At 62.4% G+C, this 23,810-nt stretch carries 25 protein-coding genes; 7 read left to right on the forward strand and 18 right to left on the reverse strand.

What is annotated here, in order from left to right; translation table 11 throughout:
• Positions 1–3: 3 nt before the first annotated feature.
• The 5 genes from O3306_RS04860 to pdeM all read left to right on the forward strand — a co-directional run bounded on the left by O3306_RS04860 (position 4) and on the right by pdeM (position 5,109).
• Positions 4–777: an HpcH/HpaI aldolase/citrate lyase family protein gene (locus tag O3306_RS04860; RefSeq protein ID WP_272004081.1), complete on the forward strand. Its 774-nt coding sequence runs from the start codon at positions 4–6 to the stop codon at positions 775–777.
• Complete coding sequence (locus tag O3306_RS04865; protein ID WP_272004084.1) at positions 770–1,699, forward strand: glucokinase; 930 nt, start codon at positions 770–772, stop codon at positions 1,697–1,699. The genes O3306_RS04860 and O3306_RS04865 overlap by 8 nt, the downstream gene beginning before the upstream one ends.
• A 147-nt stretch (positions 1,700–1,846) precedes the next feature.
• The gene (locus O3306_RS04870; RefSeq protein WP_272004087.1) at positions 1,847–3,802 is read left to right on the forward strand and encodes a DNA gyrase/topoisomerase IV subunit B; all 1,956 of its coding nucleotides are present in this window, start codon (positions 1,847–1,849) and stop codon (positions 3,800–3,802) included.
• On the forward strand, positions 3,799–4,260 hold the full coding sequence (locus O3306_RS04875; RefSeq protein WP_272004090.1) for a hypothetical protein: 462 nt from the start codon (positions 3,799–3,801) through the stop codon (positions 4,258–4,260). Before O3306_RS04870 ends, O3306_RS04875 begins: the two co-directional genes overlap by 4 nt.
• Positions 4,261–4,446: 186 nt before the next feature.
• The gene (pdeM, locus tag O3306_RS04880) at positions 4,447–5,109 is read left to right on the forward strand and encodes a ligase-associated DNA damage response endonuclease PdeM (RefSeq protein WP_272004093.1); all 663 of its coding nucleotides are present in this window, start codon (positions 4,447–4,449) and stop codon (positions 5,107–5,109) included.
• Positions 5,110–5,213: 104 nt separating this feature from the next.
• On the opposite strand, the gene O3306_RS04885 is transcribed toward pdeM, so the two are convergent.
• Positions 5,214–5,957 carry a LytTR family DNA-binding domain-containing protein gene (locus O3306_RS04885; protein ID WP_272004095.1) on the reverse strand — a complete coding sequence of 248 codons (744 nt, stop codon included), beginning with the start codon at positions 5,955–5,957 and terminating at the stop codon, positions 5,214–5,216.
• Between the two features lie 181 nt (positions 5,958–6,138).
• Here O3306_RS04885 and O3306_RS04890 point away from each other — a divergent pair, with 181 nt between their 5' ends.
• On the forward strand, positions 6,139–6,561 hold the full coding sequence (locus tag O3306_RS04890; RefSeq protein ID WP_272004097.1) for a PaaI family thioesterase: 423 nt from the start codon (positions 6,139–6,141) through the stop codon (positions 6,559–6,561).
• Positions 6,562–6,571: 10 nt separating this feature from the next.
• On the opposite strand, the gene folD is transcribed toward O3306_RS04890, so the two are convergent.
• From folD to ruvC, 16 genes are all read right to left on the reverse strand, one after another.
• A complete protein-coding gene (folD, locus tag O3306_RS04895; protein ID WP_272004100.1) occupies positions 6,572–7,462 on the reverse strand; it encodes a bifunctional methylenetetrahydrofolate dehydrogenase/methenyltetrahydrofolate cyclohydrolase FolD in 891 nt (296 codons plus the stop codon).
• 121 nt (positions 7,463–7,583) lie between these two features.
• A complete protein-coding gene (locus O3306_RS04900; RefSeq protein ID WP_272004102.1) occupies positions 7,584–9,260 on the reverse strand; it encodes a formate--tetrahydrofolate ligase in 1,677 nt (558 codons plus the stop codon).
• A gap of 349 nt (positions 9,261–9,609) precedes the next feature.
• On the reverse strand, positions 9,610–10,389 hold the full coding sequence (locus O3306_RS04905) for a methyltransferase domain-containing protein (protein WP_334312341.1): 780 nt from the start codon (positions 10,387–10,389) through the stop codon (positions 9,610–9,612).
• Complete coding sequence (gene ftsH / locus O3306_RS04910; protein ID WP_272004104.1) at positions 10,389–12,308, reverse strand: ATP-dependent zinc metalloprotease FtsH; 1,920 nt, start codon at positions 12,306–12,308, stop codon at positions 10,389–10,391. Before ftsH ends, O3306_RS04905 begins: the two co-directional genes overlap by 1 nt.
• A gap of 78 nt (positions 12,309–12,386) precedes the next feature.
• Positions 12,387–13,637, reverse strand: coding sequence for a tRNA lysidine(34) synthetase TilS (tilS, locus tag O3306_RS04915; RefSeq protein ID WP_272004107.1), 1,251 nt, complete (start codon positions 13,635–13,637; stop codon positions 12,387–12,389).
• Entirely contained in the window at positions 13,628–14,467 is an 840-nt protein-coding gene (gene ybgF / locus O3306_RS04920; RefSeq protein ID WP_272004110.1) for a tol-pal system protein YbgF, read from the reverse strand. Before ybgF ends, tilS begins: the two co-directional genes overlap by 10 nt.
• Positions 14,468–14,503: 36 nt before the next feature.
• Positions 14,504–15,013 carry a peptidoglycan-associated lipoprotein Pal gene (gene pal / locus O3306_RS04925; protein WP_272004113.1) on the reverse strand — a complete coding sequence of 170 codons (510 nt, stop codon included), beginning with the start codon at positions 15,011–15,013 and terminating at the stop codon, positions 14,504–14,506.
• 109 nt (positions 15,014–15,122) lie between these two features.
• Positions 15,123–16,445 (reverse strand): Tol-Pal system beta propeller repeat protein TolB, encoded by a 1,323-nt coding sequence (tolB, locus tag O3306_RS04930; protein ID WP_272004183.1) that lies wholly within the window; start codon positions 16,443–16,445, stop codon positions 15,123–15,125.
• On the reverse strand, positions 16,445–17,572 hold the full coding sequence (locus O3306_RS04935; RefSeq protein ID WP_272004117.1) for an energy transducer TonB: 1,128 nt from the start codon (positions 17,570–17,572) through the stop codon (positions 16,445–16,447). Before O3306_RS04935 ends, tolB begins: the two co-directional genes overlap by 1 nt.
• A gap of 11 nt (positions 17,573–17,583) precedes the next feature.
• Positions 17,584–18,057 carry a protein TolR gene (gene tolR, locus O3306_RS04940; RefSeq protein ID WP_272004119.1) on the reverse strand — a complete coding sequence of 158 codons (474 nt, stop codon included), beginning with the start codon at positions 18,055–18,057 and terminating at the stop codon, positions 17,584–17,586.
• Positions 18,058–18,136: 79 nt separating this feature from the next.
• Positions 18,137–18,832: a protein TolQ gene (gene tolQ / locus O3306_RS04945; protein ID WP_272004122.1), complete on the reverse strand. Its 696-nt coding sequence runs from the start codon at positions 18,830–18,832 to the stop codon at positions 18,137–18,139.
• A gap of 114 nt (positions 18,833–18,946) precedes the next feature.
• A complete protein-coding gene (ybgC, locus tag O3306_RS04950) occupies positions 18,947–19,333 on the reverse strand; it encodes a tol-pal system-associated acyl-CoA thioesterase (RefSeq protein WP_272004125.1) in 387 nt (128 codons plus the stop codon).
• A 207-nt stretch (positions 19,334–19,540) separates the two neighbouring features.
• Positions 19,541–20,167, reverse strand: coding sequence for a hypothetical protein (locus O3306_RS04955; protein ID WP_272004128.1), 627 nt, complete (start codon positions 20,165–20,167; stop codon positions 19,541–19,543).
• A gap of 117 nt (positions 20,168–20,284) precedes the next feature.
• Positions 20,285–21,313, reverse strand: coding sequence for a Holliday junction branch migration DNA helicase RuvB (ruvB, locus tag O3306_RS04960; protein WP_272004131.1), 1,029 nt, complete (start codon positions 21,311–21,313; stop codon positions 20,285–20,287).
• 52 nt (positions 21,314–21,365) lie between these two features.
• Positions 21,366–22,040, reverse strand: a complete 675-nt coding sequence (gene ruvA / locus O3306_RS04965) for a Holliday junction branch migration protein RuvA (protein ID WP_272004134.1) — start codon at positions 22,038–22,040, stop codon at positions 21,366–21,368.
• Positions 22,037–22,549: a crossover junction endodeoxyribonuclease RuvC gene (ruvC, locus tag O3306_RS04970; protein ID WP_272004137.1), complete on the reverse strand. Its 513-nt coding sequence runs from the start codon at positions 22,547–22,549 to the stop codon at positions 22,037–22,039. The genes ruvA and ruvC overlap by 4 nt, the downstream gene beginning before the upstream one ends.
• Positions 22,550–22,887: 338 nt before the next feature.
• Here ruvC and O3306_RS04975 point away from each other — a divergent pair, with 338 nt between their 5' ends.
• A complete protein-coding gene (locus O3306_RS04975) occupies positions 22,888–23,085 on the forward strand; it encodes a DUF1127 domain-containing protein (protein WP_272004141.1) in 198 nt (65 codons plus the stop codon).
• 325 nt (positions 23,086–23,410) lie between these two features.
• On the opposite strand, the gene O3306_RS04980 is transcribed toward O3306_RS04975, so the two are convergent.
• On the reverse strand, positions 23,411–23,692 hold the full coding sequence (locus O3306_RS04980) for a hypothetical protein (RefSeq protein WP_272004144.1): 282 nt from the start codon (positions 23,690–23,692) through the stop codon (positions 23,411–23,413).
• Positions 23,693–23,810: the final 118 nt, after the last annotated feature.

Genomic DNA, 23,810 nt, shown 5'->3' on the forward strand with positions numbered 1-23,810 from the left:
CCTATGCCCGCCCCCAAGAACCGTTTCAAATCCGCCCTGTCAAATGGCGAGATGCAATATGGCTGCTGGGCCGGATTCGCTGATCCCTACCCCACCGAAATGCTGGCCACCGCCGGGTTCGACTGGCTTGTGATCGACGGCGAACATGCCCCCAACGACCTGCGCACGATCATGGCGCAGCTTCAGGTGCTTGACGGAAAACACAGCGCACCCGTTGTCCGCCTGCCGATGGGCGAGACCTGGGCGATCAAGCAGGTGCTGGATATCGGGGCCCAGACCCTGCTGATCCCGATGGTGGAAAGCGCCGAGGAAGCGCGCCGGATCGTGCGCGCCATGCGTTACCCGCCTGCGGGCATTCGCGGCTCTGGCGCGGCACTGGCGCGTGCGTCGCGCTTTGCAGAGATCTCCGACTATATCGGCACCGCCAATGACCAGATGTGCCTGCTGGTGCAGGTCGAAACGCGGGCGGGCATCGACGCGCTGGACGATATCCTGACTGTCGTAGGTGTGGATGGTGTCTTTATCGGGCCTTCGGACCTTGCCGCTGATATGGGCCATGCCGGTGACAGCAGCGCGCCGGAAGTCAGCGCCGTCATCAAACACGCGTTGGGACGCATTGCCGCATCAAGCAAGGCGGCGGGCATCCTCGCGCTCGACCACGACACCGCGCAAACCTACCGCGATTGGGGCGCACAGTTTCTGGCGGTGGGCATCGACGTGGTGATGTTTGCACAGGCCGCCCGCGGGTTGATGGCGCGCTGGCGCGACGATGAGTGAAACCTGGCTTCTGGCCGATGTCGGAGCCAGCAATACCCGGTTCGGGCTGGCGCGGGGCGGACATCTGCGCGCGCAAACCACGCGCAGCTACCGCAATGCCGACGCGGCCGGGTTCGTCGAATTGGCGAAGCGTTTCCTGACCGAGCACGAGGCCGGACCTATCACCGCGCTTTGCGCCGGTGCAGCGGGCCCGGTACGCGATGGGGCGGCCCAGTTGACCAATCTCGACTGGCACCTGGACAGCCGCGATCTGGCGCGCAGGCTGGGTGTCGAGCGGGCGCATCTGCTGAACGACCTGCAGGCGCAGGGCCATGCGCTGGACGATCTGAACGCCGAAGATACCCGCGGCCTGATCGCCGGGCGTGCGGCACCGGCCCAAGCGACACGGCTGGTTCTCGGCCTCGGGACCGGGTGCAACATCGCGGTGGTGCACCAGCGGGAAAGCGTGCTCTTTGTGCCAGCGTCCGAAACCGGGCACACCCGCCTGCCGATGTTGCCAGCCCTGCCGGACCCGGTGATCCGCGCGCTCGGCTGGCATGGCGACCACCTGCCGATCGAGGCGGCGCTGTGCGGGCGCGGCCTGTTGCAGATAGCCGCCGCTTGCGGGTCGAGCGCCGCCACAGTGGAAGAAGTCGTAAAGCGCACCGACAGCGGCCCCGAGCAGGAAGCCCTGCACCACTATCTGTACATCCTTGGCACCGTCGCGGGCGACATCGCGCTGGCGCACCTTCCGCTGGGTGGCCTCTATCTGATCGGCGGATTGGCCCGTGCGATCGCACCTTTCGTCCCCACCGCCACCTTTTCCGATGCCTTCACGAACAAAGGCCCCTATCGGGACATCCTCGAAGGCATACCCATTCATGTCGTGCTGAGCGATTCCGCAGCACTTCTGGGCTGCGCCCGGGTGTTGCGCGGCGATTGACCCGCCGCAGGGCAATATGTCGACACCGCCGCACACCAACCGCAACCGCATTTTGCAGGCCAGCATGCTCTCTGGGGCAGGTTGCCACTGGTCAAACGACCCTGCCCTCTGGCATACTGAGCACAACCAAAAAACAAGAGCAGCCACATGAACGATCTTCTGAGCGCGCAGCCGGATTCGGGCGACTATGACGCCTCCTCGATTCAAGTCCTGGAGGACATGGAACACGTTCGCCTGCGACCCGGCATGTATATCGGAGGCAAGGACGACCGTGCCCTGCACCACATGGTGGCCGAAATCATCGACAACTCGATGGACGAGGCGGTTGCCGGTCATGCAACCTGGATCGAAGTCGAGCTGCACGAGAACGGCCATGTATCGGTGCGCGACAACGGCCGGGGTATCCCCACGGGGCCGCACCCCAAGGATCCGTCCAAATCCGCGCTGGAGATCATTTTCTGCACGCTGAACGCGGGCGGCAAGTTCTCGGGCGACAGTTATCAGACATCCGGCGGATTGCACGGCGTTGGCTCTTCGGTTGTCAACGCGCTGTCGGACCATCTGCGTGTCGAAGTGGCGCGCAACAAGGAACTCTTTGCGATGGAGTTCTCTCGCGGTATCCCGCAGGGCAAGCTGGCCAAGATCGGCGCCGCCCCCAACCGGCGCGGCACTGCCGTCACCTTTCATCCCGATCCCGAGATCTTCGGCTCGCTCAAGCTGAAGCCCGCCCGCCTGTTCAAGATGTCCCGGTCCAAGGCCTATCTGTTCTCCGGCGTCGAAATCCGCTGGAAGACCGCGATCAACGATGGCGAGACGCCGCAAGAGGCGACGTTCCACTTTCCCGGCGGCCTGTCAGATTATCTGACCGAGGCGATGGGCGGGGCCACCACCTATGCCGACAGCCCGTTTGCCGGGACCGTCTCCTTTGAGAAATTCAAAGTGCCGGGCAAGGTGGAATGGGCGATCAACTGGACCCCGGCCCGCGACGGCTTCATCCAGTCTTATTGTAACACCGTTCCGACACCCGAGGGCGGCACCCATGAAGCCGGGTTCTGGGCCGCGATCCTCAAGGGGATCAAGGCCTATGGCGAGTTGGTCAACAACAAGAAAGCCGCGACCATCACCCGCGAGGACCTGACCACCGGGGCCGGCGCGCTGGTGTCGTGCTTTATCCGCGATCCGGAATTCGTCGGCCAGACCAAGGACCGGCTGGCCACGGTCGATGCGCAGCGCATGGTCGAAAACTCGGTACGCGACCACTTTGACAACTGGCTGGCGGCGGACACGAAATCGGCGGGCGCGATCCTTGACTTCCTTGTCCTGCGCGCCGAAGAGCGCCTGCGTCGCCGCCAGGAGAAGGAAACCCAGCGCAAGACCGCGACCAAGAAGCTGCGCCTGCCCGGCAAGCTGGTGGATTGTTCCTCAAATACCCGCGAAGGGACCGAGCTGTTCATCGTCGAAGGCGACAGCGCCGGCGGCTCTGCCAAGATGGCGCGCAACCGCGTCAATCAGGCGCTGCTGCCACTGCGCGGCAAGATCCTGAACGTGCTGGGCGCGGCCTCATCCAAGTTGGGGTCCAATGCCGAGATCAGCGATCTGACACAGGCTCTGGGCGTCGGGCTGGGCACGAAATTCAACCTTGATGATCTGCGCTATGACAAGATCATCATCATGACCGACGCGGATGTGGACGGCGCACATATCGCCGCCCTGCTGATGACGTTCTTCTTTACCCAGATGCGCCCGATGATCGATTCCGGGCACCTCTATCTGGCCTGTCCGCCCTTGTACCGGCTCAGCCAGGGGGCCAAGCGGGTCTACTGCACCGACGAGGCCGAACGCGACATCTGGCTGGAAAAGGGTCTGGGCGGCAAGGGCAAGATCGACGTCAGCCGCTTCAAGGGTCTGGGCGAGATGGACGCCAAGGACCTGAAAGAAACCACGATGGACCCCAAATCGCGCAAGCTGATCCGGGTCACGATTGACGAGGATGAACCCGGAGAGACGGGTGATCTGGTAGAGCGTCTGATGGGCAAGAAACCCGAGCTGCGGTTCCAGTACATTCAAGAGAATGCGAGGTTTGTGGAGGAACTGGATGTTTGAGTGATGCGCCCTACTTATTCGATTACATACGAGCACTTGTCCCTATTCTCATTGCTATATTTGTAGCCTACGTTGCTTATCAACAGTGGCAGACAAATCACGAGAGTTTGCGAGAGAAACTCTTCGACAGGAGAATTGAGGTTCACGACCAAGTCGCTGCGGCTCTTTCAAGGCTATTACGCGAAGGATTTCCCGCTGCTGGCATAGAAAATGAGCTTGCACAAGCATGGAGAAAATCACGTTTTCTATTTGACGATGAGGTTTCCGAGTACATTGAAAAGCTTAGAGAAGCAGTCAATGATGGCCAGTTCTACCACTCGCAAGCCGCGCTCAATAACGAGAAGCGTAACGACTATCTCGACAAGGAACATGATCGCTTGAACTGGCTTGCGAAACAGTTTGACCCTCTTCACGAACATTTTGCAAAGTACCTTAGGCTTAGGTTCGGTCGAAAGTAGTTTTCTGATTTCATCCCTTTTTCTGATTTCATCCCTAAAGGCTCACTCTGATTATGGGCTGGCCGTGCCGCAAGCGTCACGGCCCATTTGGGGCAACCCCATCACATACCTCGCAGCGCGGGCGGCAGCTTGCCACATGGGCAAATCGCCCTTTCCCCCGCCGCGCGCACGCGCCATAAATCCCCCATGACCACCCACGCTTTCACCCTCGCAGGTGCGCAACTAACCGCCCTGCCCTCGGGTGCGCTCTACTGGCCGGAGCAGCGGCTGCTAACCGTCTCGGACCTGCACTTGGGCAAATCGGAGCGCCGCGCGCGTTTGCAGGGCCAATCGCTGCCCCCATACGAGACGCGAGATACCCTGACCCGGCTGGAAGCGGACCTAAAGGCCACGAACGCGGCCACGGTCATCTGCCTTGGTGACAGTTTCGACGACACCGCGGCAGCCAGCGCGCTGTGCGAAGACGACACGCTCTGGATCCAGACATTGCAGGCCGGGCGGCGCTGGGTCTGGATCGAGGGCAACCACGATCCCGGCCCGCTCGACCTTGGCGGCACGCATCTGGCTGAACTGCCGCTTCCGCCACTGACCTTCCGCCACATTGCACGGCCCCGCGCCAGCGGCGAGATATCCGGCCATTATCACCCCAAGGCCACGCTGAACGCACGCGGGCGCAGCGTCACACGCCCCGCGTTCCTGATCGACAGTGACCGGGTGATCCTGCCCGCCTATGGCACCTATACCGGCGGGCTGCGCGCCACCGACACTGGCCTGCAAACGCTGATGCGCAAAGAGGCGATCGCCGTGCTGACCGGCAGTGCCGCCCGCGCCATTCCGATGCCGCGTTAAGGCCTGTCCGGTTGCTGCGGGTGCCTGCCAAGCCGAAACGCCGGCGCTTGGGTAAGGCTCTGACGAGAGCATTCCACGCTGTCCCGACATGGAAAGGGGACGGCCTAGCCGATCACCCCCGCCGCCTCCAGTTTCGGGCGGTACTTGCGGCTGACCGGCACGGTCTCCTGGTTGACCAGCACAACCAGCACCTTATGCGGGCTTTCGCGTTTCGCACCGAGAATCGCAGACTCCGCCACCCAATGCGAGCGATGGGTGCTGTGCCCGCGCACCGGATCGGTCTCGGCGATGGCATCCGACAGGCGCAGACGCAGCGTTGCCGTCCCCCGCGTGGTCGTGACTTCGGTGAAATGTCCGTTCGCAGACAGACGGATGAGGCTGCCGCGCACCTCTGGCGGCAGGCGGCGCATCAGGCGCGGTTGCGGCGGCGTGTTCTGGGGCTTTGCCATGAACCTGTAGCGCCGTAGCTCGAACCCTGGGATCAGCCGCCGCAGGATGAAGATCGGCGTGGCGATGACCAGCACATAGAGCGCGATCAGCGGAAGCGGCGGTACCGGCGCCCCGAACCGCGCCTCTACCACCGTGCCCACAAGCAGCACCACCGGGGACAGCGTCAGGGTCACCGTGATGATCGCGACCAGGTCGAAGAGTTCGGGCCGCTCTTCCCCGACGGTGATCGCTGCCACCGCGCGCGAGGCGTAGCCCGTCACGACCGCGCAGGTGGAAATCACCATCCAAAATCCGATGCGCACCCCCAGCGGCATGGCCGCGAGCGTATCAAACGGCCCGGCGACCACGCCGATCACCCAGGCCGCCAGCCAAACAAACAGCGTCAGCGGCGCAGTCATACTCTGGACTGTCTCCTCAAGAACCGATCTGCACTTCTGACGGATTCGCATACTGTTTTCTGGCAGTCCTTTAACAAAGATCATTTTCCGCTATCGCGGCTTGATCAATCTAAGCATGATTGGTTGCGTGGCTTCCAGAAGAACACAAGCGACGTTACGTAACATGGGAAAGACACCCCGTATGTCCCCGCAAACAGAGAAGAAAATCAAAAGCAGCTTTGCCGCGCAGGCGATGATGGCAACGCTTGGCGCCCGGTTGACCCATATTTCCAAGGGAAAAGTGGAGATTTCCGCCCCGATCCTGCCCGGCAGCCTGCAGCAACACGGGTTCGCCCATGCCGCCCTCACATTTGCCATCGGAGACAGTGCCGCGGGCTATGCGGCGCTCAGCATCATGTCGGATGATCACGAAGTTTTGACCTCGGAGATGAAAATTCACCTGCTTGCTCCGGCGCGCGGCGATCTTCTGGTCGCCAGAGGTAGGGTAATCAAGCCCGGTCGACGATTGGTGATCGTGCAGGCTGACGTCCATGCCAGAACCGGCACGGACGAGGTACATGTCGCGCTGTTGACCGGCACGATGGTGCCCGTGCCGGCCATGTAACCGCCAGCTATCAGGCGGTCAGCCCTTCGGGCTCTGGCAGACCGTTGGCGCGCGCGCAGGCGGTCACGGTGTTGGCCAGCAGGCAGGCAATGGTCATCGGACCGACGCCACCCGGCACCGGCGTGATCGCCCCGGCGACTTCGCTGGCACTGGCGAAATCGACGTCGCCCACCAGCTTGTTCTTGCCGTCACGTTCGATCCGGTTGATGCCTACGTCGATCACGGTCGCGCCCGGCTTCATCCAGTCACCCGGTACCATCTCGGGGCGGCCCACGGCAGCGACGACGATATCAGCGCGGCGTACCACCTCTTCGATGTTCTTGGTGCGGCTGTGGGCGATGGTCACGGTGCAGCTGTCACCCAGCAGCAGTTGTGCCATCGGTTTGCCCACTATGTTGCTCCGCCCGATCACCACCGCGTCCATACCGCTGAGCGATCCGTGATGGTCACGCAACATCATCAGGCAGCCGAGCGGCGTACAGGGCACCATGCTCTTCTGGCCCGTGCTGAGGAGGCCCACATTCGAGATGTGAAACCCGTCCACATCCTTGGCCGGGTTGATCGAATTGATCACAAGATCTTCGTCCAAATGCTTGGGCAGAGGTAGTTGCACCAGGATACCGTGGATTTCCGGATCGTTGTTCAACTGATCGATCAGCGCCAGAAGATCGGCCTCGGATGTGCTTGCGTCCAGCTTGTGCTCGACCGATTTCATGCCAACCTCGACGGTCTGCTTGCCCTTCGAGCGCACATAGACCTGGCTGGCCGGGTCTTCGCCCACCAGCACCACGGCGAGGCCGGGGGTGATCCCGTGCTCTTCCTTCAGGCGTGCCACGTGGCCCGCCACTTTTGCCCGAACAGTGGCCGCAAAGGCCTTGCCATCAATTACAGTCGCCGCCATCCCAAAGACCCTTTCATTATTTCGGAAACATTCGTCTCGTCCGTTTGTCACATACTAAAGAGGGTGGGCATACACCCACCCTGCATTAGCCTGACAGAGTGGGCGTTACGCCCCGCCCGTATCAGAACAACCCTTCGATCGACCCCATGTCGTTCAGCCGGATCGTCTCTGCCGCGGGCTTGCGTGGCAGGCCCGGCATGGTCATGATCTCACCGCAGACCACTACCACGAACCCGGCGCCGGCGCTCAGGCGCACTTCGCGGACTGGCACCGAATGGCCGGTCGGCGCGCCACGCAGGGTCGGATCGGTGGAGAAGCTGTACTGCGTCTTGGCCATGCAGATCGGCAGATGGCCGTAGCCCTGCTCTTCCCACAGTTTCAGCTGATCGCGCACTTTGCTGTCCGCCAGCACTTCGTCGGCGCGGTAGATCGACTTGGCAATGCGGTTGATCTTGTCCCACAGGCTCATATCGTCCGGGTAGATCGGCGAGAATTGCGAACGGCCACTGTCGGCAATCTCGGCCACGCGAACGGCCAGTTCCTCGGAGCCTTCGCTGCCCAGTTCCCAATGGCGGCTAAGGATCGCTTCAGAGCCTTGACCTTTCACATATTCCTTGACCGCTTCGATTTCTGCATCGGTGTCGGTCACGAAATGGTTGATCGCAACGACAACTGGCACACCAAAGGATTTGAGGTTGCCGATGTGGCGACCCAAGTTGGCACAGCCTTCCTTGACCGCGTCGACATTCTCGGCACCCAGATCATTCTTGGAGACGCCGCCGTTCATTTTCATCGCACGCACTGTGGCGACCAGCACCACGCAATCAGGCGCAAGACCTGCCTTGCGGCATTTGATGTTCATGAACTTCTCAGCGCCCAAGTCAGCGCCAAAACCAGCTTCGGTCACAACATAATCAGCGATCTTCAGCGCTGTGGTGGTCGCGGTGACCGAGTTACAACCATGCGCGATGTTGGCAAACGGGCCGCCATGCACGAAGGCCGGGTTGTTTTCCAGCGTCTGCACGAGGTTGGGCTGCATCGCGTCCTTCAGAAGAACGGTCATCGCGCCTTCGGCCTTGATGTCGCGGCAGAAAACCGGGGTGCGATCACGCCGGTAGGCAACGATCATGTCGCCCAAACGTTTTTCGAGGTCTTCAAGATTAAGCGCGAGGCACAGAATCGCCATGACTTCGGACGCCACAGTGATGTCGAACCCGTCTTCGCGGGCAAAACCGTTGGACACACCGCCCAGCGACGATGTGATCTGGCGCAGCGAACGGTCGTTCATGTCCACGACACGCCGCCAGACGACGCGACGGGTGTCAATGCCGAGGTCGTTGCCCCAGTAGATGTGGTTGTCGATCATCGCGCTCAGCAGGCTGTGGGCCGATGTGATCGCGTGGAAGTCGCCGGTGAAGTGGAGGTTCATGTCCTCCATCGGGACAACCTGCGCATAGCCGCCACCGGCCGCGCCACCCTTCATCCCGAAGTTCGGGCCAAGCGATGCTTCGCGAATACAGATCGCGGCCTTCTTGCCAATCCGGTTCAGACCATCGCCCAGGCCGACGGTCGTTGTGGTCTTGCCTTCGCCCGCAGGTGTCGGGTTGATCGCTGTGACAAGGATCAGCTTGCCGGTTTTGTTCCCCTGAACCGAGTTGATGTACTCTTGGCTGACCTTGGCCTTGTCATGGCCATAGGGCAGCAAATGTTCGGTCGGAATGCCCAGCTTGGCGCCGATTTCCTGAATCGGCTTCTTCTTTGCTTCGCGTGCAATTTCGATGTCGGTTTTATAGCCCATGATATCTCTCCCCGAGGCGGCGGCCACAATTAATCATGGATTCTCATATCTTGTCGGCAATGGTATACAGGAAGGAATTACGACATTTCCGGCCCGGGTTGCGTCTGGCGGCGTGCGAAAAGTTTCTCATCGGAAACTCGTGTCGCCGCATGCCGGTGCGCGGCCATCGCCACTGCCTCATCAAATAACCGTTACCACGCGCTTGGCTTGTTTCAGCGCGGGACGCGTTCCCGCTTGCCAGGGCCGCATGGTGCCTTATCCGCCGGAGGATCGATTAGAGGCACTAACAGCCGAGGATGCCCTTGAAACGTTGGGCATTTTTCCTGACACAGAGAAGTTACGAGAGCCTTCAGACCGTAAGCGTGAAGAAAAGCCTGCGGAAGGGAAACAGGACAGAGCCATCGGCGCGCACCGGATAGGCGCTGTGCATGACGTCTTCGTAGCGCTTGATCAGCTTCTTGCGCTGCTTGGCGTCGAGTGCCGCGAGGATCGGGCGGGCATAAGTGCTCTCGGTATAGCGCCGCACCGGATGGCTGCCGGCCTCGGCCGTCAGGCGCTGGTAATACTCGGTTTCCCACATGCGAAACCGGCCCTTGGGGGCCAGAAGTTCGTCATACTCGATCGGAGTCAGGACACCCGGCGTGCCCTGCGTGCCGGACTGTTCGGGAAACAGTTCCTCGGCCAGCGTCAACCAGACGCGGTGCGAAGGCGCGTTGTTCTGATGCGGCAACTGCACGGCCAAAGTGCCGCCTTTGCCCAGCATGGACACAAGGCGCGGCATGAGTTTCTCGTGGTCGTCCAGCCAGTGCAGCGCGGCGTTCGAAAAGATCAGACCGGGCGCGCGACGCGGGTGCCATTCGCCAATATCGGCCTGTTGCAGGCTGTCATAGCCCTTGGCCTGGCGCGCCTTGTCCAACATCGCAGGCGATGCATCCACCCCGATCAGCGGGCGCCCCCCCGAGCGGCTTGCCAACGCGCCCGCCATCTGCCCGTTGCCGCACCCGAGGTCGACGATATCGCCCGCACCCATCTGGCCCACCGCGTTCAGCAGGTCCATGGCGGGTCTCAGGCGCAGGTCCCGAAACCGGTTATAGGCGCCGGGACTCCAGTCCGCTGTCTTTGCATTCATCACGTCGAGGGTTCGGGCTCCATCCCGCCATCACCGGCACGGGGTGCCTTTGGCTTGGTTTTCGGAATTGCCGTTACCGACGGTGCGCTGCCCTCGTCCGGTCCGTCTGCATCATCCTCGACACGCGGTGGTTCGCCGCGCGCGACACGGACAATCTCTTCGCCGGTCAGGGTTTCGTATTCCAGCAGGCCCTCTGCCAGACGCTCCCAGTCCTCTTGCCGCTCGGTGAGGATCTTGAACGCGACGTCGTAGGCCTCGTCGATCAAGCGCTTCACTTCCTGCTCGATCAGTTCCTTGGTCGCGGCGGAAATCGAGAACCCGCCCGCGCCGTTGCCCATGTAGCCTTCGTGCGCCTGCTCGTAATCGATATTGCCGACCTTGTCGGACATGCCCCAGCGCAGCACCATTGCACGCGCCAGACCGCTGGCTTGCTGAATGTCACCCGCCGGGCCATTGCTGACCTCGCTTGGGCCGTACTTGATGATCTCGGCGGCCTTGCCCGCCATGGTCATGGCCAGCTTCTGCTCGCATTCCGACTTGTGCCAGTTCAGGCGGTCAATCTCGGGAAGTGACACCACCATGCCCAGCGCGCCGCCGCGCGGGATGATCGTCGCCTTGTAGACCGGGTCGCATTTCGGCAGCGTCAGGCCGACGATCGCGTGCCCGGCCTCGTGATAGGCAGTCTTTTCCTTCTGATCCTGCGTCAGCACCATCGAGCGGCGCTCAGCACCCATCATCACCTTGTCCTTGGCCTGCTCGAAATCTTCCATCGTGACGAACCGGCGCCCGAGGCGTGCAGCCATCAACGCGGCTTCGTTCACGAGGTTGGCCAGATCCGCACCGGAAAACCCGGGCGTGCCGCGCGCAATCAGGCGCAGGTCCACATCCGGACCGAGGGGCGTCTTGCGGGCATGAACGGCCAAGATCTTCTCGCGGCCTTTGATATCCGGGTTAGGCACAGTCACCTGACGGTCAAACCGGCCCGGACGCAGCAGAGCGGGGTCGAGCACGTCCTTACGGTTGGTCGCGGCAACGATGATCACACCTTCATTGGCTTCAAAACCGTCCATTTCGACCAGCAACTGGTTCAGCGTCTGCTCACGTTCGTCATTGCCACCACCATAGCCTGCGCCGCGATGTCGACCCACGGCGTCGATCTCGTCGATAAAGACGATGCAGGGCGCGTTTTTCTTGGCCTGCTCGAACATATCCCGCACACGGGATGCGCCGACGCCCACGAACATCTCGACAAAATCAGAACCGGAAATGGTGAAGAACGGCACACCGGCCTCGCCCGCAATCGCGCGCGCCAGCAGCGTCTTACCGGTACCCGGAGGGCCCACCAGCAGCGCGCCTTTGGGGATCTGCCCGCCAAGGCGGCTGAATTTCTGCGGGTTGCGCAGAAATTCGACGATCTCTTCCAACTCTTCCTTGGCCTCGTCGATCCCGGCCACGTCGTCAAAGGTCACACGGCCCGATTTTTCGGTCAGCATCTTGGCCTTGGACTTGCCAAAGCCCATCGCTCCGCCTTTGCCTCCGCCTTGCATGCGGTTCATGAAATAGATCCACACACCGATCAGCAGCAGGAACGGCAGCAACGAGACAAGGAACGTCTGGAAACCCGATTGTTGCTGGCTCTCGGCCGTCACGGGGATGTTGTTATCGATCAGCGTCTGGGTGATCTCGGCATCGTCGGGTTTGATCGTGACGTAATCCTGCCCATCCGAGCCGCGGAATCGCACGCTTTCGCCATCCAGAGTCACATTGGTGACTTTTTCATCTTTCACGGCAGCGACGAACTCGGAATAGCTGACAGGCTTGCTCTGCAATGTGCTGCCGGCGCCACTGAACAGGTTAAACAGCGCCAGAATCAGCAGGAACAGAACCAGCCAGAAGGCGATGTTGCGTGCGTTGCCCAAGGAAACTCTCCTAAAATTCGGTCGAACCCCGCCTATCACAGGGCTCACCTGTCATAAATAGAGATCATGCCCCTTACTTCAATGCGATAATAGGTCCGCAGAGAAATCATCTGACGTCCGGCACAGTTCGGCTGACCAGCCATTCGGCAATCCCGCGAGTGGGGCCGCGATCAGGGAAGGCCCCTGCCATACTGCCGGACTGGCCTCGATTGCTGCAAGCGGCAGGCCGGTTTCGCGCCAATCCGGACAGGCCGCGCGCCCCTCCGGACCAAGCGCGCGAATGTCAGCGCCTGGCAGTTCCGGACCGCTCAGACGCCAGCGCCCGTCCCAAAGCGCGCCCGGCGCAGCGGTGCATGTCTTAACGGCGCTATATTCCCGCGTGATCCGCGTCTGGCTGTCCCCGGCCATGATCATGCAGCCGTAAAGCGTAGTTTGCCGTCCTGCCAGGACGGCATCCAGCGCCGTGTCCAGTTCATGACCGCGCGGACCGTAACCCGGCCCCGCGACCCAGCCCAGCGCGCCCCGCAGGATTCGACGGGCAATATCAGCGCGCAGCCCGGCCATGCCGGCCCGGTCTAGCAGGATATCGCCGCACTGGAAATGCACCGTATTGCGGGCTTCGATTTCCGTGTAATGCGCCAGTGTATCGCGCGCCTCCGCCAGATGGTGCGCCGATTGGGTCAACCCTTCGGCGGTCAGGCCCAGCGGTGCCAGCGCCGCCAGCGCGCGGCGCGCCTGCACCCGTCGATAGGTGCCATCGGCGTTGGTCGGGTCGTCGACCCAGCTAACGCCGCGCCGCGTCAGCTCGGCGCGCAGTGCCTTGCGGGTCAGGCGCAACATAGGCCGATGAAACGTCACACCATTGATATCGCGGCGTGGCGCCATCGCCGCCAGCCCGTCAATCCCCGCGCGCCGCGCCAGTCGCATCAGCAGGGTTTCGGCCTGATCGTCCGCGGTATGGCCCAATGCGATGTCGCCAATCGCGTGGGTCCGCGCCCAATCGGCCATCAATCCGTAGCGCGCCTGCCGCGCCCGGTCAGACAGATTGCCTTGCCCATCCCAGCCGTCCCAGCGCAGCGTGTCATGACTCAGCCCGAGACTGGCGCAGAGCGCGGCCACATGTCGCGCCTCCGTCGCGGCCTCGGGTCGCAATCCGTGGTCCACCGTGACGACACGCAGCCGTGCGCCGCCCCAGGCTGCCAGCAAATGCAGCAATGCCAGCGAATCACTGCCACCCGAGACGGCGACACCGAGTGTTTCAGGGGGATCGGGGAGGAAATGACCGGCAATCCGGTCCTGCAGTTCGAGCGCGCCTTGCGTCACTGGCATCCCAGAGACTGCATCTCGCCTTGTGCCTCCGCGACGGCCGGGCCGCCGGGAAACCGCACTTCGACCTCTGCCAGCGTCAGACAGGCCTCTTCGGTCTGACCCAAACGCCCCAGCGCGCGGCCCAGACGAAACAATGCATCAGGTGCCAAAGGCCCCTGTGGCGCTGCCGAGAATGTATCGAGGTAGGCACGTGCTGCATCCGTCAGATCGCCCGCGCCCTCCAACGCCTCGCCACGCTTCAGCCCGGCCTGATCGGACAGTGGGCCGCCGGGGTAATTCTCTCGGAAGGCGGCAAAGAGCGTGGCGGCCTCTACATAGTTGCCTGCCGCCAAAGCGGCAACTGCGGCGTCATAATCCGCTTTTTCACCTACCGCCATTTCCGGCGCGTCACTCTGCGTCGTCCCGGTCGTGCCGGGCATGGCGGAAACGCCGCTGCCTTGCGGCAGCGCGCCACCGCCCAGCGTGCTGGTTTCACCCAACGTGCTCAGATCGCCGCCTTCCAGCTCGACCAGCCGAAACTCCAGATCGCCCAGCCGGTTGGTGCCATCCGACACGATCCGGTCGATCCGCAGTTCCAGTTCTTCGGTCTTGGCGGTCAGACGCTGCAACTCGCTCTCGATGGACGCCACCCGATCCAGCACCGAACCAGAGGGCGACACCCCACCGACGCCACCCGTTGTGCTCAACTCACGTTTGAGTTTTTGCACTTCGACATAAAGCACCGTCATTTCCTGGCGGATATCGGCCAGGGTCTCGGCACGGGTCTGTGCGGTCAACATGCCGGCCATGGCCAGCAGGCAAGCAGTGGCAAGAGGTAGGATGAGGCGCATTCAGGGCTCCTGTCAGATCAGCCGTCAGCTGTCGTGTCAGCTGGTCGGTGCGATGGAGATGACCGTAACCGCACGGCGGTTCTGGGCATAGCAGCTTTCGTCGCTGCATATCTCGATCGGGCGTTCCTTGCCATAGCTGACGGTGCGCAGACGCGAGGCTGGCACTCCACGGCTGAGCAGGTATTCCTGCACGGAATTGGCGCGGCGTGCGCCAAGCGCAAGGTTGTATTCGCGCGTGCCCTGCTCGTCCGCGTGGCCTTCGATCACCGCGTTATAGTCACGGTTGGTCATCAGCCAGTCCGCCTGGGCGTCCAGCGTGCTGCGCGCCTCTGGTGTCAGCGTGTACTGGTCGATGATGAAAAGAACCCGGTCGCCCACGGCCTGGTTGAAATAGGCAGGCGATGTGGGATCGCTGGCAGATCCCGCCAAGCCGCCATTACCGCCATTCAGGTCGACGGTGTTGGAATCGTCGAACCGTCCCGGATCGGTACAGGCCGCCAGCGCGAGTCCCGCGCACAGCATCAGAAGTCTGGTCAGATATGTCATTGGTTAGCCCCGTTCGATTTGCTCAATATGTCGAGTTCGCTGCTTTATGTCGTGGTCGCTGCTTTTTTTACCACTTCTACCACAGGCGCCGCTGCAGGGAAACGCCGCATTACTGCAACGGCGACCATGCCGGATCGCTGGCGCCGGTGGCCGTCGGTACCCGTTTCAGGTTGCGCCCGGTGATATCCACCGAATAGAGGCTTGCCGCGCCCTGCGCGCCTTGCGTCTCGCGGGTGAACATGATCACGCGGCCATTGGGCGACCAGGTCGGCCCCTCGTCCAGGAACGAGGCCGTCAACAGCCGCTCTTCAGAGCCGTCGGTGCGCATGACTCCGATGTGGAAACGGCCCTTTGACTGCTTTGTGAACGCGATCAGGTCACCGCGCGGCGACCAGACCGGCGTGCCGTATTGGCCGGTCCCGTTGCTGATCCGCTGGGCCTCGCCACCATTGGCGCTCATGATATAAAGTTGGTTGGTCCCGCTGCGATCGCTTTCAAAAACGATGCGGCTGCCATCGGGGCTGAAGCTTGGCGCGGTCTCGATGGATGGCGCGCTCGTCAATTGCGTGCTGCGTCCGGTGCCAATATCCATGCGGAAGATATCCGTGTTGCCGCCGCGACTGACCGAATAGACCACTGTCGTGCCATCCGGGCCAAACCGTGGCGCAAAGCTCATCGTGCCGTCCTGACTCTCCAGCACCCGGCGGCGGACACTGGCCACGTCGAGCACATAGATCCGCGGAAAGCCGGACTCGTAGCTGGTATAGAGGATACGGTCGCCGCTGGGCGAAAACCGCGGCGCCAGAACGATAGACGAACTGTCGGTGAGGTACGTCAGGTTCGCCCCGTCGTAATCCATGATCGCCAGACGCTTGGCGCGCTTGTCCTTCGGCCCCGTCTCGGACACGAATACCACGCGGCTGTCAAAATAGCCGCCCTCGCCAGTAATCCTGGAATAGACCTGATCGGCCACCTTGTGCGCGATGCGCCGCCAGCCGTCCTGCGTGCCGACCAGTTGCAGACCATTGCCCAGCTCCTGCCCTGCGAAGACGTCCCAGATGCGGAACCTGACCACCAGCTTTCCAGCCGAATCGACGCTGACCGCGCCCGTCACCAGCGCCTGTGCATTGACCGCCTTCCAGTCGGCAAACTGAACCGGGCTGGTGAAGCTGGTGATGCGGCTGATGAATGCCTTTTCCGGGATCTCGCGAAAGAGCCCCGTGCCGGTCAGGTCTGCCGCAATCACCCCCGCGATGTTGCGCGCCACTTCTTCGGCGGCGGCATTTTCGGCGACAAGGGCCGGCACCGCAAAGGGCAGCGGCTCGATCACGCCTTCGGTGATCTCGATCCGGAGCGGGCCATCCTGTGCCGCAGCGGCCTGGGCCAACAACGACGTCAGCAGGACGGTCAGTAGGGTCAGGAAACGATGCATCATTTGATCCTCATTTTCTCCGGATTGAATGTCATTTCAATATCACGCCACGCGTCATATTTCTCAGCCGGCAAGTTAAATCCACTTGCGCCGCAGCGGATGATCGCCCGGCGCGCCGCCTCGTAGGCCTGTTTTGCAGCACCAGAAGAGCCACCGGTCGAACTGACCAGCCGGATCGAGCCGCTGACCGGCTTGGCGTCTTCGGTCATCTGTACGGCAACGACCACGGTGGTGCTCAGCGCCTCGGAGCTGAGCGAGCCGACGTTCCAGCATCGCTGAACCGCCACGCGCAGCGCATCTTTTTCACCGGCATTCAGCGGCGGCCCGCTGGTAACCGGTGAAGGAGTCGGTGCCGTGGTCTCGGCCGGGGTCTCTGTGGTCTCGGCCATCGCCGCCGCCAGCGCGGCGTTGATCCCTGTCGGCTCGGACGGTGTTTCGGCGGTCTGGGTCTGTGGCGGTTCCGGCGTCGGCTCTGGTGCGGGCGCGCGCGCGGGCCGCGCCTTGGGACGCAGCGATTTCGACGGCGCGGCCTGCTCGGCCTCGGTCACGATCTCGGTCGCGGCCTCTTCGGGCGCGGTGGCCTCGCTTTCCTCGGCCTGTACGTCGGCGCTTTCGTCGGGGCGCACCTCTTCGCGCTGCACATCATCCACGGCGGTATCCGGCTCTGGCGGAGCAACCTGCTCGGGCGCCACGCGCTCGACCGGGCGGGGCTTGGGGCGCAGCGAGGTTTCGGGCACCAGGGCGGCCACGTCCTGCTGCGGTGGTTCCAGCACCGGCGGTTCATCGCTGACCTCTGCCTCGACGGGCGCGGGTTGGGGCAGTTCGGGCGCGGCGTCCGGATTGGCCGGTGGCGTCGTATCCGGCGCGGGCTGCTCGGGCGCGTTGTCGACCTGGCTGCTGAGTTCGGGCGTCTCCTGCGGCAATTCAGGCGGCTGTGGCGCCGCGATGTTCGCGGCAGCGTCTGGCGGGCGCTGCGCGTTCATGACGGCGGCAAACTGCTCTTCCGTAATGGCGGTCACTTCGGTGACTTCGAACGGAATCGGCTCGGACGCCAGCAGGTTGCCGAAGAGCGCCCAGGCGATCAGACCCAGATGGCCTGCCCCCGATATGATTTGACCGGTGTTCACGTTTCGCGCCGTCAGCCGTCCGGCGCGTCCAGCGCCGGGCCGCCGGTGTCGGTCACAAGACCGATATTGTCAAAACCGCCGCGATTGAGCGCCCCCATGACCTGCACCACGTCGGCATAGGGCACTGCCCCGTCCGCACGCAGATAGACCCGGCGGCTTTCGCGTTCGGTCGCGATGGCGCGCAGCTTGTTCACCAATTCGGCGCGGGGCACTTCGGTGGTCTGGATCATCACCGTGCCGTCGGCCGTGATGGTGATGGCCAGCGGCTCTTCCGGCTCGCCTGGCAGCGCGTTGGCCGCCGTTTTGGGCAGTTCAACCGGCACGCCCACCGTCATCAAGGGGGCCGCCACCATGAAGATGATCAACAGCACCAGCATCACGTCAACAAAGGGCGTGACGTTGATCTCTGACATCGGGCGCGCCCGGCCACGCCCACGCCTGCGCCGCGAGCCTTCGCCGCTTTTCTGAACAACCCCGGCACCCATCTAAGCAGTGCCCCCGACACGGGCCGGGCCACCCTTTGGGCCGCCGCAGCGTTGCAAGCTTTGGAAAGAAATACTCACCTTAACTATCCAACTGTCGGCTGAGGATTGTTGCGAACTCGTCCGCGAACGCCTCGTAGCTGGCAACGATTCGATCCGCATCCGCGCTCAGCTTGTTGTAAAAGATCACGGCCGGAATCGCGGCCAGCAGGCCAAGACCGGTGGCCAGCAATGCCTCGGCAATACCCGGCGCGACAACGGCGAGGTTTGTGTTCTGCTCCTGCGCGATGCCGATAAAGGCATGCATGATGCCCCAGACCGTACCGAAAAGCCCGACAAACGGCGCGGTGGAGCCGACCGTGGCCAGCACCGGCAGGCCGCGTTGCAAGCCCTCGGATTCCTTTGCGATCGCCACATCCATGCTGCGATCGATCCGCGCCGTGGCGCCCGCGATCATGCCGCCATCGCCTTTGTGGCTTCGCCGCCACTCCATCATGCCAGAGGCGAAGATGCGTTGCGCATGGCCGTCCGGCTCTGTCCCAATTTCCTCGAAAAGCTCGTCAAGCGGTTCACCCGACCAGAATTGCTGATCGAATTTTTCGCCCTCGCGACGTGCCTTGCGGTACATTATCAATTTCTGGATGATGATCGACCACGACCAGAAAGACGCGATCATCAGCATCAGCATCACCAGCTTCACGACGATGGTGGCGCGTGCGAATAGGGCCCACATGGAGAAATCAATCTCCTGTGCCAATGCCAGGGTTTCTGCTTCCATTCTGCCTGCTCTTTTGCTCGGGTGGCCTTTTTCGTGGCCTTATTGCAAAGGAATCTACGCGATATCCAAGGGGAAAGCCAATATCATCGCGTCATCGGCGACGATTTTCGCAGGCTAAGGCAAAAGACGGCGGATATTTGCCGGAAGCCGCGCAGGTTGGCCCGCCGCGCCGATACAAACAATCGTGACCGTGGCGGAAAACAACAGATCCTTACCCCGCCAGACCTCCTGATCCATCACCAGTCGCGCCCCGGTCACCGATTGCGTGGAGGTATGCACCTCCAACATGTCGTCAAACCGCGCCGCCATGAGATAATCGCACTCGACCCGCCGCACCGCAAAAACCACGCCTTCGGCCCGCATCGCGTTCTGGTCGATGCCAATCTTGCGCACCCAGTCGCTGCGCGCACGCTCGATGTATTTGAGGTAATTGGCGTAATACACGATCCCGGCCATGTCGGTGTCTTCGTAATAGACGCGGATCGGATAGGTATGGGTCATGCGGCAAAACCTAAGGGCCTACCGGGCATAGCACAAGCGGTCGCGAACAAGGCGCATTGCCGGTTTCACTTGGCCCACGGCCACGGCATCCACTTCGATTTCGTCGCGCCACTCAGGGTTCACGAATCGGCCAATCGTCACAATCGTAGCCAAGGGGCGCGCACCCCTGCAAAAGATCATGCGGGCCCCGATGGCCTGCTTCCGATTTCACCCGGCCTGCATGCGCGCAAACAGCCGCAGAGCATGCGAGGGATCATTGGCATGGACCGGCATCACTGGATCATAGGCCGCCGCGATCAGCGTCGACAGCTCGGGCCGCAAGATCACCGCCCCCTCACCCGGCAGTTGCGCCAGCGGCGCGCGCTCTTGAAACGCAAGGTCAGACCACAGCAACACGATCTGCACCACCTGGCCCAGCGCCAGCGTCTCGGCCGGAATTTCGCTAAGCTGCGCATCCATCCGCAGAAAGACAAAACTCGCCTGAATGGCACCCGCATCATCGAACCGGAATATACGGTACTGGTTTGCTTTCTCCGCCTTCAGCCGCTCTACCAGTGGGGCAAGGTCCGGCACCAACCGGTCCAGATCCGGCACTTCCAGCAACTCGTCCCAGTCGCGGAAAAAGAACATCATCAGGTTCGCGCCCAGTTCCGGGTCGGTCTCGGCCATTTGGTGGCCGGCCAGTTGCACCACGGCCTCGATGGCGCCCTTGACCACACTCAGCGTAGCGTCATCGACACCAAAGACGATGGGCGCAATGGGGCGTCCCCAGCGGGCAAAGACATAAGAGCCGTCACTTCGGGTAAAATGCGTTTCGATCTCGTCAGGTGTCATGGCAGGCCTCCTTAGACGGGCGCCGACATAACAAACCCGGCGCCCGACTCACAGCCCCCAAATGCGTCTGTTTTCCACGCCATGGATTCGCACCTGCACGGTCAAATGTTGCGCGAGTTAGGCCTCGAACAGGTCGTTCTGCCCCACAGGGCGTGGCGCCGTCAGCCCCAGATGCGCCCAAGCCCGTTGCGCCAGCATCCGGCCGCGCGGCGTGCGCTGGATCAGCCCCTGCTGCAACAGGTATGGCTCGATCACCTCTTCCAGCGCATCACGCGATTCGCTCAACGCTGCACTCATCGTCTCGATCCCCACCGGCCCGCCTTGATAGGCCTCGGCGATCAGCCGCAGATAACGCCGGTCGGCACCGTCCAAGCCCAGTTCGTCCACTCCCAGCCGGGTCAGCGCCGCATCCGCCAGCGCGCGGCTGATGGTGCCGTCCCCATCGACCAGCGCGAAATCCACCACCCGGCGCAACAACCGTCCGGCGATCCGCGGCGTGCCGCGAGCGCGCCGCGCGATCTCCATCGCACCGTCAGAGGCGCATGGCACCTCCAGCAGCGCGGCATTGCGCACCACGATCTCGTGCAGTTCGTGAATCTCGTAGAACTGCAACCGCGTCGGAATGCCAAACCGGTCCCGCAGCGGAGTTGTCAGCAAGCCCAGCCGCGTCGTCGCACCGACCAGCGTGAAAGGCTGCAACTCGATCCGCACTGTGCGAGCTGCGGGCCCCTCGCCGATCACCAGATCCAGCTCGAAATCCTCGAGCGCCGGATAGAGCACCTCTTCAACCGCCGGATTGAGCCGGTGAATCTCATCGATGAAGAGCACATCGCGCGGTTCCAGATTGGTCAGGATCGCGGCCAGATCGCCCGCCTTGGCCAGAACCGGCCCCGACGTCATGCGAAACCCGACGCCCAGTTCGCGCGCCATGATCTGTGCCAGCGTCGTCTTGCCGAGGCCGGGAGGGCCGTGAAACAGCGTGTGGTCCATCGCCTCGCCGCGTTGCCGGGCGGACTGGATAAAGACCCGCAGATTGGCGCGCGCCTCGGCCTGTCCGATGAATTCGCTCAGCTGTTGCGGCCGCAGGCTGCGGTCGCGGTCTCCATCCAGCGGCTCGGGCCGCAATGTCGGATCTGGTTCGCTCATGACGCCTCTCCGTCGAGAAGACGCACGCCGGGGTGGATGGGCAGCGCCGCACTCATGCCTTCGGCGCCAACAGCTTCAGCGCCGCACGAATGAGCGCCGTCGTTTCGGCCTCCGGCGCGTCGCCTGCGGCCTGTGCCACCGCACCGGCCGCTTCTCCCGGGGCGTAGCCAAGATTGGTCAGCGCCGACAGCGCCTCGGCCTGCGGGCCGGGGCCTGCTGGTGGCGGCGCGACCCGTACAGCCGGGATAGATTCGATCACATCGTCCGTATCGGGCGGTATGGCCACGCCTGCGCCCGGCGCGGTGCCGGTGCCCATCGCCATGACCTCGGGGGCCTTGTCCTTCAATTCGTTCACCACGCGCTGCGCAGTCTTGGGGCCGATCCCCTTTGCAGCCTTGATACTGTTCCAGTCGCCAAGCGCGATCGCCCGGCCCACGCCATCCGGCCCGAGCGTGCCGAGGATTGCCAGTGACGCCTTGGCACCCACCCCCTGCACGCTCATCAAGAGCCGGTGCCATTCCTTTTCGATCAGTGTGGGAAAGCCGAAAAGCTGCAACAGGTCGTCGCGCACCAGCAATTCCGTATAGAGCGCGGCATGCTCGCCGACACCGGGCAGCGCCCGCAACGTCCGGTCGGTGCAGTAGACTAGGTACCCCACACCGCGCACATCCAGCAGCACATGATCTGTGGCGCGGTAGTCGATCCGGCCCGCCAGACGACCAATCATGCGCTTGCCTCCAGTCGGACAGCGCGGGCGGCGACAACCTGCGCCGATGACCAGTGATGTGCATGGCAGATTGCGATGGCCAGCGCGTCGGCGGCATCGGCGCTATCGAGCATCGCACCGGGCAACTGCATCTTTACCATATGTGCGATCTGCCCCTTGTCGGCATGGCCGACACCGACGACGGTCTTCTTGACCGTGTTGGGGGCGTATTCACCAATGCTCAGCCCCGCCTGCGCGGGCACCAGCACGGCAATCCCGCGCGCCTGCCCGAGCTTGAGCGTGGCGGCCCCGTCCTTGTTGACGAATGTCTGCTCTACGGCGGCGGTGTCCGGGGCAAATCGCGCCAGTACCGCACTCAACTGTGTGTGCAGCGACAACAGACGCTCGGGTAATGTCGTTCCGATGGAGCGACAGGTGCCGTTGGCCACATGACTCAGACGGCTGCCGTCCATGTCAATCACGCCCCATCCCAGGTTCCGAAGACCCGGATCAATGCCCAAAACCCGCATGTTGGCTGCCCTGCTCTTTGCTCTTTTTCCAAGGCGTAGCACGAAACAGGAACACGAGCCAAGAGGATTACGCGCAGCCCGGCCGACGACAGAGCTCGAAGCAGAGGTCCGCTGCGACGCAGCATGTGACTTACTTGCAACCACCCCAAATGGCGACTGAAAAACATTAATCCTTTATAAATATATATTTAGAGGAAGCGTCGACCTATGCATCCATCGCATAGTGACTATGCAATAGGCGCTATTGCCCCTGTATCGTTTGCCTCCTATCTGCACTGCAGCATTTTCAAGCACTGACGCTGAAAAAACAGACACCGTAAGAAAGAAGGAAGCTACCAATGTCCGCAATCGCAAACACCCGCTCCACCCACGCCGCAGCTCCGGTTGCCGGCACGATCACCCGCCTCATCGCCGCTTTCACCGCTTGGAATGACGCCCGCGCCACGCGCAAGGCTCTTTCGGCGCTGTCGGATCGCGAACTCGAGGATATCGGCCTTTCGCGCAGCGACATCGACTCGATCTCTGCTCGCGGCTGACGCGCTCGTTTCGGGGCGCTGTGCAAACCCTGCGCATCGCCCTGAAACAGGCTGGAACACAGACATGAACCGCAGCCATGTTCCGGCATGGTTTCAGGCGGGATAGCTATAAATCAAATCACCCCTGCACCGAGACTTGGTGCAGGGGTGACTTGCATTACAAGCCCTCTCCAACGTTCTGAATTTTCCCTACTTCAGGAAAACCGCAAAGACGCAAAAAGGGCAGCACACTCATACCGTACTAAACCGAGTGAGTCTTGGAGAGACATTTGGCGGGGCCTGGATCAAATCTGCGACGCCCGGACTGCGGGCACCAAGCAGTTGTCTACCAGAACAGCGGCGTGGCTTTTTCGGCGATCGCCTCTGTGATCGGATCGGCGTACATCACAACGGCACCGACCTTTTCCAAGACCGTACCCTGTTCCAGCACTTCAATCCGTGCGTCATAGGCGTCAGCGCCGATCTGGGCCATGATCAGCCCCTTGAACAGCAGTACACCCATGATCATCAGCACAAAGCCGCGCAGCGGGAAGGACATCTTGCGCCGCTTGGGGCGGAACACGATCAGCCCATCAGGGCCGACCTTGCTGTCATATCCACGCGCCAAGCGAACATGCTTGCGCTCTACTTTTTTAAGGCGGGCTGAGAACCCATTTTGCGAGTAAGTCATAGCAGCTTCCAGTTTTCCGGCCCCCGCCAGATCACATGTTTAAACTACGTTTGAA

Origin of the sequence: Roseovarius sp. ZX-A-9 (assembly GCF_028369135.1) — a bacterium.
In the GTDB taxonomy this organism is placed as follows: Bacteria; Pseudomonadota; Alphaproteobacteria; order Rhodobacterales; family Rhodobacteraceae; genus Roseovarius.